Raw genomic sequence first — 13,430 nt, 5'->3', positions numbered from 1 at the left:
TACAGTTTGGTTATGAGGATTTACGAACTCTTAGGTACCACTCGGATAGCAGTCTAACTTGTTTCTCGGTGTAGCCTTTTTCCATCATACGAGCAACGAAGTCGTCATGTTTTTTCTGATCATCCGTTGAGGTCTTAGCATTGAACGAAATAACAGGAAGTAGCTCTTCTGTGTTGGAGAACATTTTCTTCTCAATCACAGTGCGCAGTTTCTCATAGCTCGTCCAAACGGGGTTTTGACCGTTATTGTTGGCTTTGGCACGAAGCACAAAGTTCACAATCTCATTTCGGAAGTCTTTAGGGTTACTGATCCCAGCTGTTTTCTCGATTTTCTCTAGTTCACCATTCAGAGAAGCACGGTCAAATAGCTGTCCTGTTTCTGGATCTCGGTACTCTTGGTCTTGAATCCAGAAATCAGCGTAGGTCACATAGCGGTCGAAGATATTCTGTCCGTACTCAGAGTAAGACTCTAGGTAAGCGGTTTGAATTTCTTTACCGATAAACTCTACGTAACGTGGTACTAAGTATCCTTTCAAGAACTCAAGGTATTTCTCAGCGGTTTCTTGAGGGAACTGCTCACGTTCGATTTGTTGTTCAATAACGTAGAACAAGTGAACCGGGTTTGCTGCCACTTCGGCTTGGTCGAAGTTGAACACGCGGGACAGAATCTTAAAGGCGAAACGCGTTGATAGCCCAGACATGCCTTCATCAACGCCAGCATAATCTCGGTATTCTTGGTAGCTCTTCGCTTTTGGATCTGTGTCTTTCAGGGTTTCACCATCGTAAACACGCATTTTTGAGAACAGAGAAGAGTTTTCAGGTTCTTTCAGTCTCGAAAGGATGCTGAATTGCGATAGCAGAGCGAGTGTACTTGGTGAACATGGTGCATTGGAGAGTTCACTGTGCTCAAGCAATTTCTGGTAGATCTTCACTTCTTCAGAGACGCGTAGACAGTAAGGGACTTTTACAATGTAGACACGGTCAAGGAAGGCTTCGTTGTTCTTGTTGTTACGGAAGGTTTGCCACTCTGACTCATTCGAGTGAGCCAAAATCATGCCATCAAACGGCAGCGCAGAAAGCCCTTCGGTACCGTTGAAGTTACCTTCTTGCGTGGCGGTCAGTAGTGGGTGCAAGACTTTGATTGGCGCTTTGAACATTTCCACAAATTCCATCACACCTTGGTTAGCTTTACACAGCGCACCTGAGTAGCTGTAGGCATCCGGATCATCTTGAGAGAAGTGCTCAAGTTTACGAATATCGACTTTACCTACAAGTGAAGAGATATCTTGGTTGTTTTCATCACCCGGTTCTGTCTTCGCGATCGCAACTTGGTCGAGAATCGAAGGACGCAGCTTGATGACTTTGAATTTAGAAATATCACCACCGAAATCATGGAGGCGTTTAGCAGCCCAAGGTGACATGATAGAGCGTATGTAGCGCTTCTCTATTCCGTACTCTTTTTTCAAAAGATCGCCATCTTCATTTACGTCGAACAGACAGAAGGGGTGATCATTTACAGGGCTTCGCTCACCGTCAGCAGACAGCACATAGATTGGCAGTTTTTGCATCAGTGCTTTTAGCTTTTCAGCAAGGGATGATTTACCACCACCCACAGGGCCAAGTAGGTAAAGGATCTGTTTACGTTCTTCTAAGCCTTGTGCTGCGTGTTTTAGGTAAGAAACAATCTGTTCAATCGCATCTTCCATGCCATAGAAGTCTTTAAATTCGCTGTAGCGCGATATGACACGGTTCGAGAAAATACGACTTAGATGGGGGTCTTGAGCGGTGTCTATAACCTCCGGTTCGCCGATGGCCAGTAGTAAGCGCTCAGCAGCGTTAGCGTAAGCACTTTTATCGTCTTTACACAGCCCTAAGAACTCTTGCAATGTGAGCTCTTCTTCCTTGGCTGCTTCATAACGTGATTGATAGTGGTCAAAAATACTCATAGTCACATTCCCCTTGTTAACCAGTCAAAACTGATGAGCGATTGAAAAATAGGCTCTCCCTACATTTTAAGATTAGACCCGCTTCCACAATTTTGCTTAACAATTATGTATTTATTTACAATTTTGCGTGTGAATAGGCTTACGAAAGCAATAGGCAACTTGAGGCAAGTCGAATCAAATTATTTTGTATTCGAGGTTAGCTAGCCGTTTGTTTTGTGATTTTAGGACGTTTTATAATTCTTGCTGTGGATTTGTGTGTATTAGATGTATCACTGAGTCTTATTGATTTTTTGGAATGGAATGCCATATAATGCGCGACGTTATCAAAAATTGCTTAAAAAATAGGTAGAGAAAGTGAAGAATAATTGGTTAAAAACGGTCGTCATCAGTGCCGCAATATTAGTAACGACAAACGTACACGCGAGAATCTCACAGTGGTCACTTGGCGTTGCAGCTTCTTATTCTCCAGCGGTCTATAAAGATACTCCTTCAAATCGAGCGGTCATCCCTATGGTTGGCTATGAAGGCGAGCACTTTTTCATGCGTGGATTCAGCGCGGGTTATCGCTTACTTCCAGCGGGCTCCCCACAAAATATTGTGTTTCGAGCGGTTTATGATTCGAGAACATTAAAGCCGGGTGATTCTGATAACGTTGATATTCAAAAATTAGATGAACGTAAAGCATCAGTGTTAGGTGGTATCAGTTACCAAGTGATCACCTTGGTGGGGATGTTTGAAGCGACAGCAGGCTCTGACTTAGGGTTTAGGCATAATGGTATCTATGCGGAAGCGGCATGGCGTTTACCGCTTCGTCGCAATGGTTGGGCGATTACCCCTTCTATTGGGTATGCCTATAACAGTGAGCGCTTGAATAATCACCTGTATGGAGTGAGCTCAGCAGAAGCGGCGAGAACCAATTTGGATGAATTCGATGCAGACTGGGACGGTCAGTACTTTATTGGTTTAGGTGGTTATTTACATGTAACGCCAAATATCCGAGTGACTGGCGGTGTTCGCTATACCAACCTTGAAGGTGATATTGAGAACAGCCCAATACTTGAAAGTGGCATTAACATGGCTGCTAACGTCGGTGTTGCTTACGTCTTCTAGTTATTTTGGTTTGTCTGTTTATATACGAACATTAAAAAAGGGTTACTCATGATGAGTAACCCTTTTTTTGAAACTGTTATAAGCCAAGTTAAAGCTTATGTCTTAACGTATTAAGCGTTAAAGATTTGAGATAGCTCTGTCGCGCATAGGTGATACTGACGAGGGCAATTGCGCCATGTAGTTAGCATACGGCGGTATTTATCTAGCATTGGCATTTGGCTGTTGAAGTGGTGATCTGCTTTGTCGAATTGAGGGTAAAGACCTTCAGAATCAACAAGGAAACGCACGTAATGTACGATTTGTGCTTCAGAAGCGATATCAAAACCTAGGAACTGTAGGCGGCGTTGATCAACTTCAGCACGCTCTTGTTCTGCTAGCATTTTGTTCGACTCTTGCATGGCATGGTACATCTCCATGATGTCGATAACTTCGCGACATTCTGCTTCAGTCAAACAACCAAATTCTTTGTTCAGTTCACGCATTTGAAGTTCGTAACCGCGCTCTACAACCGTTTGCAGACGTTGGTATTTAGCTGAGTTCTCAGGATCCATTTGAGACATTAGGTAATATTGATTTGATAGAATTAGACGCTGAGCATTGGTCATTTCCATGGGAGGAGCCTCACTAAAAAACTAAATGTTGTATTCTTTTGTTGCAGTAAGAGTAACAGCATTCCTACGAGTGGAAACATGATCTCAACACGGATTTAATATGATTTTTTGAATTGATAAACAAAAGTTGTAAAGAAAAGTGAAAGGATAGTTTGAACCATAAAACAAAACGCCCCAATCGAAATTGAGGCGTTTAAAATAGAGGTTGAGCACCGTCTTTATTCGAACTGTAGCAGTATTAGTATTTTACGTTTGAATGGTACTGACTAAGGACAGCAACAATCTCGTCCATTTTCTCTTTGCTTGGCGGGTTTGTGCCTTCAAGCGGGTAGTCGTAACCCAGCGCTTCCCATTTATGAGCACCAAGTTTGTGGTATGGAAGCAGTTCTACTTTCTCGATGTTATCCATGTCTTTGATGAATTCACCAAGAAGATGAGCATCTTCAGGCGTGTCCGTGTAGCCAGGAACAATCACATAACGAATCCAAGTCTTCTTACCGATTTTGTGTAGGTAGCGTGCAAAATCCAGAGTTCGTCTATTCGATACACCAATGAAATCGTGGTGAATCTCATCTCGCATGTGCTTAAGATCAAGCATCACTAGATCAGAGGCTTCGAGTACTTCATCAATCACTTCTGTGTGCTTACGAATGTAGCCATTAGTATCAAGACAAGTGTGAATGCCTTCAGCTTGAGCTGCGCGGAAAAAATCACGAACAAACTCAGGTTGTAGCATCGCTTCGCCACCAGAACAGGTGATACCACCACCAGAGGCTTTCATAAAGTGACGGTATGATTTTGCTTCGCTGATGATCTCTTCGACCGTTACTTCCTTTCCGTCATGAAGATCCCATGTATCGCGATTATGGCAGTACATACAACGCATTAAGCAGCCTTGAAGAAACACGATGAAGCGGATACCAGGGCCATCGACGGTACCACAAGATTCGAATGAGTGAATGCGACCAGTTGTAGACATGAGCTATTCTCGTAGAGGAATTTATACCGTTTATTTTATTACAAAAACGGTACATAAAATAGGGTCAAATGGTAACGAGGTCTTTAAAAAGAAAGGCAATCACCTGTGAAGATGATTGCCTTTATTAAACTGGAAAAGTAAAGGACAAAAGCCCTTGCTGGTGGTTAGAAGAAAGCAAACATAGTTATGCCACCAGTGGTGTAAATTGATTCTTTCGCTTCTTCGTAATCCGGTGTTTTTGCCGTTAGCGCGAAGGAGGCACCAACGTATTGGTTATACCAAGCAAAACCCAGTACGGCTGTCGCTTGGATGTTCTCTAACGTCACATCGTAGATAGCAGGATTTTCGTTGTTTTTATTTGCGTATTCGTCAACACCAGAGCGATCGCCTTCGATAGTGAGGTCGTTAAATCGGTAACGTCCTTCAAGGCCTGCATAGGTAAACCAACCCGTATTAGATGCGCCAATCATGCCAGCTTTAAATGGGTTTTCAGTGCTGATGTTAGCTGCGCCAAAGTTACCACCTAAGTCAGTGCCCCAACGGAACATAAAGCCAGTCGAGATATCACTTCTAAAGTTACCCACATTGATCTCTGAAACGTTAGAGATCTCGTAGTCAGTATTCGCCAATGCTTGATTACGCATTAGGTTGAAATGGCTTAAGTAACCAACGCTCCCCGCCCACTCATCGTCAACCTGATATTCCCAACCCATAGGCTCATCTGATTTTGTGATCGAGTGAACCAACTTTTGAGCATCTTCAGACAGTGCGCGTTCGCCCGTGGTACCAAAGGTGATATTAAAACGTTGGGCTTGTTGTGGGTGTAAGCTGATGTAGTTGAATTCTGTGTGTAGGTAACCTGCATAAGGGCGATCATTGGCTGATGGTGTCTCTACCTCAATATCAGAAGGCGTATACATTTTGTGGCCAATGGTGATTTCCCACTTATCTAGAGAGCTTGCGCCCCAGTAAGAAAGGCTTAATGGTTTCACCCAATTGTATGGCGTAATACTTGACGATGTGTAACCCAGAAATAAGCCATTGGTATAGTCTTGGTCGACACCAAAAATACCATCATTATCTAAAGCAAAAGTTAGCGTAGATCGCTCAGATGCCAAAGATGAAAAAGAGAGAAGGATCAGGGGTAAACAACGCAGGTATTTCATGGAGCAGTTACTCTTAAATTATGAACCAAGATAGTACCGTAATTAGAGTTTAGGTGTGAAAAAAAAGTGAATAGATGACGGGTTTTTTGCTCAATCTGACGTTTCGTATAGTGAAGACGAAATAATAAATTTCTGGGTGATATAAAAAAGCCCCGCACATTGGCGGGGCTAATATTATTTTACTTATCTATTTAGCGTGAGCTTATAGAGACTCAGTAAATGTACGTGCGATTACGTCAGCTTGCTGCTCTGTAGTCAGAGAGTTGAAGCGTACAGCGTAACCAGAAACACGGATTGTTAGCTGAGGGTATTTCTCAGGGTGCTTAACTGCGTCTTCTAGAGTTTCACGGTTAAGAACGTTCACGTTAAGGTGTTGACCACCTTCAATGCCAGCTTCGTGGTGGAAGTAACCATCCATTAGGCCTGCAAGGTTAGAACGTTGGCTATCTTCTTCTTTACCTAGTGCGTTTGGCACGATAGAGAATGTGTAAGAGATACCATCTTGAGCATCAGCAAACGGTAGTTTACCTACAGACGTTAGTGAAGCTACAGCACCTTTCTCATCACGACCGTGCATTGGGTTAGCACCAGGAGCGAAAGGAGCACCAGCACGACGACCGTCTGGAGTGTTACCTGTCTTCTTACCGTATACCACGTTAGACGTGATAGTAAGAACTGACTGTGTAGGGATAGAGTTACGGTAAGTCTTAAGCTTACGGATCTTGTTCATGAACGTAGAAACTAGTTCACAAGCAATATCATCTACACGAGAGTCGTTGTTACCGTATTTAGGGTAATCGCCTTCGATTTCGAAGTCAGTTGCGATACCGTCTTCATCACGGATTGGCTTCACTTTAGCAAACTTAATTGCAGACAGTGAGTCAGCAGCAACAGACAGACCAGCAATACCACAAGCCATAGTACGACGAACGTCACGGTCATGAAGAGCCATTAGAGACGCTTCGTAGCTGTACTTGTCGTGCATGTAGTGGATGCTGTTTAGCGCAGTCACGTATTGCTTAGCTAACCAATCCATGAATGTGTCTAGGCGACCCATTACGTCATCGTAGTTAAGTACTTCGTCAGTGATCTTGTCGCCAACTGGGCCAACTTGCATTTTAAGCTTCTCATCAACGCCGCCGTTGATTGCGTAAAGCATAGTTTTTGCAAGGTTAGCACGAGCGCCGAAGAACTGCATTTGCTTACCAACGATCATTGGTGATACACAACAAGCGATTGCGTAATCATCAGAATCAAGGTCAGGGCGCATTAGGTCATCATTTTCGTACTGGATAGAAGAAGTATCGATAGATACCTTCGCACAGAAACGTTTGAAGCCGTCAGGCAGTTGCTCAGACCAAAGAACAGTGATGTTTGGCTCTGGAGAAGGACCCATTGTGTATAGAGAGTTAAGGAAACGGAAGTTCGAACGCGTTACTAGCGTACGACCGTCGATGCCCATACCGCCCATAGACTCTGTTGCCCAGATTGGGTCGCCAGAGAATAGCTCATCGTACTCAGGAGTACGTAGGAAACGAACCATACGCAGCTTCATTACGAAGTGGTCGATCATTTCTTGAGCTTGGTCTTCTGTGATTTTACCAGCAGCGATATCACGCTCTAGGTAGATGTCTAGGAAAGTCGAAGTACGACCTAGAGACATTGCAGCGCCATTTTGAGATTTAACAGCAGCTAGGTAGCCGAAGTAAGTCCACTGGATAGCTTCTTGAGCAGATTGAGCTGGCTCAGAGATATCGAAGCCGTAAGTCGCTGCCATTTGCTTGATTTGACCTAGAGCACGGTGTTGCTCTGAAATCTCTTCACGCAATTGCATTGTTGCAGAAAGATCTTCGCCATTCTCGAAACGCTCTTGTAGAGAAGCGAATTGAGCTGCTTTGTCTTTCATTAGGAAATCAATACCGTAAAGTGCTACGCGACGGTAATCACCAATGATACGACCACGGCCGTATGCATCTGGAAGACCAGTCAGAACACCAGACTTACGACATTTCAGGATATCAGGCGTGTAGATATCGAAAACACCAGCGTTGTGTGTTTTACGGTATTCTGAATAGATTTTTGAAACCATCGGGTCAAGAGTTTCACCGTATGCTTTACAAGAACCTTCAACCATACGCACACCACCGTTAGGGATGATTGCACGTTTTAGTGGTTTTTCAGTTTGTAGACCAACAATTGTTTCAAGGTCTTTTTGGATGTAGCCCGCATCATGAGAAGTGATGGTAGAGATAACAGAAGTATCGAAATCTACAGGTGCTTTAGTTGCGTTTTCCTGTTTGATACCTTCCATTACCGAAGCCCAAAGCGTATTAGTCGCCTCAGTACCTTCAGAAACTAGGAAAGACTCGTCGCCTTCATACGGCGTGTAGTTCTTTTGAATGAAATCACGAACGTTTACTTCGCTTTGCCACTCACCTGCAGCAAAATCTTCCCAAGCTTTAGCAAATTGCTCTGCCATGACATACCTACCTTTTTAGTAGAAAAAATTCGTACTTAACACTGTTGAGCCAGCGCCCCTCGTAAGGGTAGTACACTCTTATTAATAACAATATATATGAGCATATAAGCTTCATATGGTTATATATATTGTCACTACTTTTTATATGTTGTCTTTACTCTATGAATTCAAGACTACGCTAAAAAATTCCTGCAAACCTTAAACTAAATCAATAAATGCCAAAAAAAGTTGAAAAAATTTGAGTGGCAGGGGTTGCCACCCAAACTTTTTTTTAGTCTCAATACTACTTTTGTGTAGTAAAGACCATTATAGCCAAGCTTTTAGACCATATTGGCTTTCTAGCATACCAACTGCAAGCATTGCTACTAGACAGATAACTAGAACACCGACTGGGATAACAATCTTGTCGACAAATGATAGACGCTTCGCACGCTCTTTATCACCAATCAGACCGTTGTTATCAAGCAACATTGTTAAAGCCCAAGCTAATACAGGGTTAACAACTGCAGAACCAAAGATACAGATACCAGCCGCTTGTGAATCTTTTGAATCCTTAACCATCTGCATACCCGCTTCAAGAAGAGGTAGAGATACACCTACAAGTAGCGCAACACGCATTACTGGTGGCCATACCGCTACATCCATAGGGAAGCCAAGGATTGCAACAATAATACATAGAGAACCAAGTAAAATTGCGCCGCCAGGGATAGGACGTTTAGCGATTGCTGCTGGGATCATGTAAGTACCCCAAGAAGATGTGATGTTACCACCACCAACCGCAGTACCGACCATTTGACGAACAGAACACATAGTCATTGTGTCATCTACGTCCATTAGTACTTTTTCAGACTTTTTAGGGTAGTTCAGTTCTTGGAAGATACGGTGACCTAGGAAGTCAGGTGACCACATCGCTACTGCAAGGATTGCGAAAGGCAGAGAAGCAATGAAGTGCTCTACGTTTGGCAGGCCAAGCATCCAACCTTCAGAAGTCGAACCCCACCAGTAAACTGGGTTCAGGTTTGGAATACCCATTTCAGTTTCGAATACGATATCGAAGCCAGCACCTAATGCTAGTGCAATAGCAAGGCCGGTGAATGCACAAACAGGAATCGCCAACCAACGCTTGTTCACTTTTGCAAGGAAAGCGTAGATAGCGATAGTAATAGCAAGAACGATTAAACCAACGTAACCCATGCTACCCGCTTCAACAGTAGAAGATTGAAGACCAACCGCCCATGCTTGAATCGAGTTAATTTGGCTCATGGTGCCTGTTAGGCCTAAGAAAATGAGCAAGCCGCCAGCGGTACCTTCCGAAGTCAGGTTAACCAGCTTGGAGCCGCCTTTTAGGAAACTTAGGATTAGACCGAAGACACCGATAAGGATTGCCAATGCAAGAGGGTGAGCACCAGCGAGAGCGATGGTACCAATAAGAGGAATCATTGGGCCGTGGTTACCGGCAAGGTTTGCTTTAGGGTTGAAGAAACCAGAAGCAAGAATACAGAACAGAAGTGCAGGAATAAGCATTTCTACTCGAGCAACTTCAATTGCGAAGTCTTTACCAAGGTTTACGTGATCCCAAGCTTGAGTTAGGCCATCAGCCCAAGACATCATTACTGCTGAGTACATCGCGATGATACCGATGGTACCAGCAAGTGCAGGAACAAGGTCTTCAAGTTCAAAGCGGAAGTCACGGCCAGGAAGGTTTAGGCCAAAACGACGAGGCTTCATGATTTGAAGTTCGTGATCTAGATAATCTGAGCGGCTCTCAAATTCAGAAGCAGGGCGGTGCAGCTCTTTATAGCTTTTCTCTTCTACTTCAGAGTTCGCATTATTGACAACGTCTGACATAGATTCCTCATATTTTTATGTTAGTAATTCTAAAATTGAATTCTATAAGTTCGCGTAATTGCGTTATTTCTTAGTTATAACTCATTAACATTATGTTGCACGATTTTGATGTGCTTTATGCAGTTAAGTTAAAAGAAATATTTGGCATTTTTAATGCCTTATTGTGTGCTGAGGAGTCTAACAAGCTTACCCTTTAGGGTGATTGATCTTGATCACTTTATGAGTGTATGTGAAAGAAAGCTACAAAACGTAGCGATTCATTAACGTTCCATTGATGAAACGTGTAATTTGTTTTCACAAACTGACGTTTACCTATCTTCTTCGAGCCTTTGTCGCCATGACTTGAGCTCAATGCCCGATTCTTACTGAGTTATTTCACTATTACTTGTTTCCCAACTGCTCCCGGTGAAATGCTTACAATGTAATAACCTTAAAATAATTGTGACTTATGCTGGGCGTGTTGTGTTGAACGCGCAGATTATATTTTGCTGATCTCGACATATCTAAGTTCACAAAACTTGTTTTTCTTGTGAGGCATCAAGCTACGAGAATCTCATTTTGATTAACTTTATTTAAACAATGTAAGGCGTGTAATTGCAGCTTATTGATAGAATTCATTCATTAAATTGAGGCGAAAACGCTACCTTTTGCATAATAAGTCAGAGTGAATCGCTATTTATTCCGATTTATTAGGTTAATAATTTGTTGCATGTTGTTTCGTGTGGTGCTAGTTTGTATCGCATGAAAAGGTCGGAGTACCTTGCATTTTCACAAACTTGGGAGAGAAAGCGCATGAAAGATGTACCGGCGCTGGACATAAAGGATCTACACAAAACGTTTGGTCAAAATGAAGTTTTAAAGGGAATTTCACTTTCTGCGCATAAAGGCGATGTAGTCTCGATTATCGGATCTTCAGGATCGGGTAAAAGTACTTTCCTTAGATGTATCAACCTCTTAGAAACACCTACTGCTGGCGAGATTTGGGTTAATGGCGAATTAATTCAGATGAAAAATAACCGCCAAGGCGTTTCCGTTCCTGCAAATGAAAAACAAGTTCAACGAATCCGTTCTCGTTTGGCTATGGTTTTTCAAGGCTTCAATCTATGGTCTCACCTGACCGTTCTCGAAAATGTTATCGAAGCACCCGTTCATGTCTTAGGCGTACCTAAAGCACAAGCGATTGAAAATGCTGAGCTACTACTGAAGAAAGTAGGACTGTATGAACGTAAAGATTACTACCCAGGCCATTTGTCTGGCGGACAACAACAGCGTGCTGCAATTGCAAGAGCGTTAGCGGTTGATCCTGAAGTGATGTTATTCGATGAACCAACATCTGCACTTGACCCTGAGTTAGTTGGGGAAGTTCTTGGTGTAATGCGCGACCTAGCAGAAGAAGGAAGAACCATGCTTGTGGTAACACATGAAATGGCTTTTGCTCGTGACGTATCTAACCATGTGATGTTCCTGCATCAAGGTCTGGTGGAAGAACAGGGCGATCCAGCTAAACTGTTTACGGCACCTGAATCTGAGCGTTTACAACAATTTATCTCATCGATTTACTAATCAGAATTGAAATATCGTTGCCAAGGTAAACAGCGACGGTGTGAACAATAAAACACAACAAGTAAGTTAATAAGTAACAACAAACACAATATTAAAACTAGCAAAACATAAAAACCTAAATCACAGGAGTAGGGATATGAAAAAGTGGTTATTAGTAGCGGCACTTGCTGCAACTGCTGCAACGGGCGTAGCTCAAGCAAAAGAATGGAAAACAGTACGCTTCGGTATTGAAGGTGCTTACCCTCCATTTAGCTGGACTGAAGCTGATGGTTCACTAAAAGGCTTTGATGTCGATATGGCGAACGCACTTTGTACTGAAATGCAGGTTAAGTGTAAGATCGTAGCGCAAGATTGGGATGGCATTATTCCTTCTCTACTTGCTCGTAAATATGATGCGATCATCGCGGCAATGTCGATTACAGAAGAACGTAAGAAAAAAATCGACTTTACTGGTAAGTACGCACTTATCCCGAACAAATTCATCGCTAAAAAAGACGCTGGACTTAACTTTGATGACCTAAGTGGTCAAAAAATCGCAGTTCAACGTGCGACAACTCACGATAAGTACCTAACAGACAACTACGGTGACTCAGTAGAGATCGTTCGTTACGGTTCATTCGACGAAGCTTATCTTGATCTAGCAAACGGCCGTGTTGTTGCTGTACTTGGTGATGCGTCTGCTCTTGAAGAAGGCGTATTAAACAAAGCCGGTGGCGAAGCTTATGAGTTTGTTGGCCCATCACTAACGGATCCTAAATGGTTCGGTGAAGGTTTTGGTATTGCACTACGCAAGCAAGACAAAGATCTGACTAAACAGCTAGATGCTGCAATCCTTTCACTACGTGAAAAAGGCATCTACCAAGATATCGCGGCTAAGTACTTCAACTACGACGTATACGGCAAGTAATCTCTAGCGTCACTTCTTAAGGGAGAGGTTCTCCTCTCCCTGTCTTACCAACTTTTTCGCAGTTCTGTTGGAATTCATTATGTTTGATTTACAAGGATATGAAGCTTCGATCCTGAAAGGGGCGGTGCTTACAATCGAAGTTGCCTTGCTGTCGCTAATTTTAGCTATGGTTCTTGGTATGCTAGGTGCCTTAGCAAAACTGGCGCCGTATCGCTGGGCTCGTGCTATCGCAACCCTCTACACAACCGTTATTCGAGGCATTCCTGATCTCGTATTGATGATGTTGATTTTCTTTGGTGGACAAATCCTTTTAAACAACAGTTTGTATTCCATCAATGAGTGGCTCAATGAATGGTTCACGTCGAGTGACCCTAACCATGAGTGGACTGCTTACTTACCTGATTACATTGATGTCAGCCCATTTATTGCTGGTGTATTAACGATTGGCTTTATCTTCGGTGCTTACATGGCTGAAACATTCCGTGGCGCCATCATGGCTGTTGATAGCGGTGAGATGGAAGCGGCAAAGGCCTATGGTATGGGCCCTGTATTAGCGTTCCGTCGTATCCTGCTTCCGCAAATGATCCGTCATGCTTTACCGGGTTTCGGCAACAACTGGTTAGTATTGCTTAAAACGACCGCTCTGGTATCCATTATCGGCTTAGAAGATATGGTACGTGTTAGCGCGTTGGCAGCAGGCTCAACCAAAATGCCATTTACCTTCTACATGTCAGTGGCGCTTATTTTCTTATTCTTCACTAGTGTATCGACAGGGCTACTCAAGCTTGTTGAACGCAAATTTAGTATCCACGCGAGGTAGTT

The 13,430-nt window shown here is 43.1% G+C and carries 10 protein-coding genes; 4 read left to right on the top strand and 6 right to left on the bottom strand.

Features of this window, described 5'->3' with window-relative positions:
• Positions 1-10: 10 nt before the first annotated feature.
• A complete protein-coding gene (locus tag QUF19_RS11305; RefSeq protein ID WP_286293408.1) occupies positions 11-1,945 on the bottom strand; it encodes a PrkA family serine protein kinase in 1,935 nt (644 codons plus the stop codon).
• Positions 1,946-2,299: 354 nt separating this feature from the next.
• On the opposite strand from QUF19_RS11305, the gene QUF19_RS11300 reads away from it, so the two are divergent.
• On the top strand, positions 2,300-3,055 hold the full coding sequence (locus QUF19_RS11300) for a MipA/OmpV family protein (RefSeq protein WP_286293406.1): 756 nt from the start codon (positions 2,300-2,302) through the stop codon (positions 3,053-3,055).
• A gap of 110 nt (positions 3,056-3,165) precedes the next feature.
• Here the strand turns inward: QUF19_RS11300 and QUF19_RS11295 are convergent, their stop codons facing one another.
• From QUF19_RS11295 to QUF19_RS11275, 5 genes are all read right to left on the bottom strand, one after another.
• Positions 3,166-3,666, bottom strand: a complete 501-nt coding sequence (locus QUF19_RS11295) for a YfbU family protein (protein ID WP_102437051.1) — start codon at positions 3,664-3,666, stop codon at positions 3,166-3,168.
• A 238-nt stretch (positions 3,667-3,904) separates the two neighbouring features.
• Positions 3,905-4,645, bottom strand: a complete 741-nt coding sequence (gene pflA, locus QUF19_RS11290; protein WP_065111032.1) for a pyruvate formate lyase 1-activating protein — start codon at positions 4,643-4,645, stop codon at positions 3,905-3,907.
• A 164-nt stretch (positions 4,646-4,809) separates the two neighbouring features.
• Positions 4,810-5,811 (bottom strand): lipid A deacylase LpxR family protein, encoded by a 1,002-nt coding sequence (locus QUF19_RS11285; RefSeq protein ID WP_286293400.1) that lies wholly within the window; start codon positions 5,809-5,811, stop codon positions 4,810-4,812.
• A 202-nt stretch (positions 5,812-6,013) separates the two neighbouring features.
• Positions 6,014-8,290 carry a formate C-acetyltransferase gene (gene pflB / locus QUF19_RS11280; protein WP_192889048.1) on the bottom strand — a complete coding sequence of 759 codons (2,277 nt, stop codon included), beginning with the start codon at positions 8,288-8,290 and terminating at the stop codon, positions 6,014-6,016.
• Between the two features lie 306 nt (positions 8,291-8,596).
• The gene (locus QUF19_RS11275; protein ID WP_009846317.1) at positions 8,597-10,138 is read right to left on the bottom strand and encodes a DUF3360 family protein; all 1,542 of its coding nucleotides are present in this window, start codon (positions 10,136-10,138) and stop codon (positions 8,597-8,599) included.
• Between the two features lie 792 nt (positions 10,139-10,930).
• On the opposite strand from QUF19_RS11275, the gene QUF19_RS11270 reads away from it, so the two are divergent.
• The 3 genes from QUF19_RS11270 to QUF19_RS11260 all read left to right on the top strand — a co-directional run bounded on the left by QUF19_RS11270 (position 10,931) and on the right by QUF19_RS11260 (position 13,428).
• Positions 10,931-11,701, top strand: a complete 771-nt coding sequence (locus QUF19_RS11270) for an ABC transporter ATP-binding protein (protein WP_017107256.1) — start codon at positions 10,931-10,933, stop codon at positions 11,699-11,701.
• Positions 11,702-11,837: 136 nt separating this feature from the next.
• A complete protein-coding gene (locus QUF19_RS11265) occupies positions 11,838-12,608 on the top strand; it encodes an ABC transporter substrate-binding protein (RefSeq protein ID WP_102437059.1) in 771 nt (256 codons plus the stop codon).
• A 79-nt stretch (positions 12,609-12,687) separates the two neighbouring features.
• The gene (locus tag QUF19_RS11260; protein WP_102437061.1) at positions 12,688-13,428 is read left to right on the top strand and encodes an ABC transporter permease; all 741 of its coding nucleotides are present in this window, start codon (positions 12,688-12,690) and stop codon (positions 13,426-13,428) included.
• Positions 13,429-13,430: the final 2 nt, after the last annotated feature.

This window comes from Vibrio sp. FE10 (assembly GCF_030297155.1).
Classification (GTDB): Bacteria; Pseudomonadota; Gammaproteobacteria; order Enterobacterales; family Vibrionaceae; genus Vibrio; species Vibrio apostichopi.
This window is presented reverse-complemented; position numbering and strand designations above follow the sequence as displayed.

Bases quoted from the DNA above. Each gene is read 5' to 3' on its own strand.
- pflB (WP_192889048.1), bottom strand. From the start codon at position 8,290: ATGGCAGAGCAATTTGCTAAAGCTTGGGAAGATTTTGCTGCAGGTGAG.
- QUF19_RS11285 (WP_286293400.1), bottom strand. From the start codon at position 5,811: ATGAAATACCTGCGTTGTTTACCCCTGATCCTTCTCTCTTTTTCATCT.
- QUF19_RS11260 (WP_102437061.1), top strand. From the start codon at position 12,688: ATGTTTGATTTACAAGGATATGAAGCTTCGATCCTGAAAGGGGCGGTG.
- QUF19_RS11270 (WP_017107256.1), top strand. From the start codon at position 10,931: ATGAAAGATGTACCGGCGCTGGACATAAAGGATCTACACAAAACGTTT.
- QUF19_RS11305 (WP_286293408.1), bottom strand. From the start codon at position 1,945: ATGAGTATTTTTGACCACTATCAATCACGTTATGAAGCAGCCAAGGAA.
- QUF19_RS11295 (WP_102437051.1), bottom strand. From the start codon at position 3,666: ATGGAAATGACCAATGCTCAGCGTCTAATTCTATCAAATCAATATTAC.
- pflA (WP_065111032.1), bottom strand. From the start codon at position 4,645: ATGTCTACAACTGGTCGCATTCACTCATTCGAATCTTGTGGTACCGTC.
- QUF19_RS11275 (WP_009846317.1), bottom strand. From the start codon at position 10,138: ATGTCAGACGTTGTCAATAATGCGAACTCTGAAGTAGAAGAGAAAAGC.
- QUF19_RS11265 (WP_102437059.1), top strand. From the start codon at position 11,838: ATGAAAAAGTGGTTATTAGTAGCGGCACTTGCTGCAACTGCTGCAACG.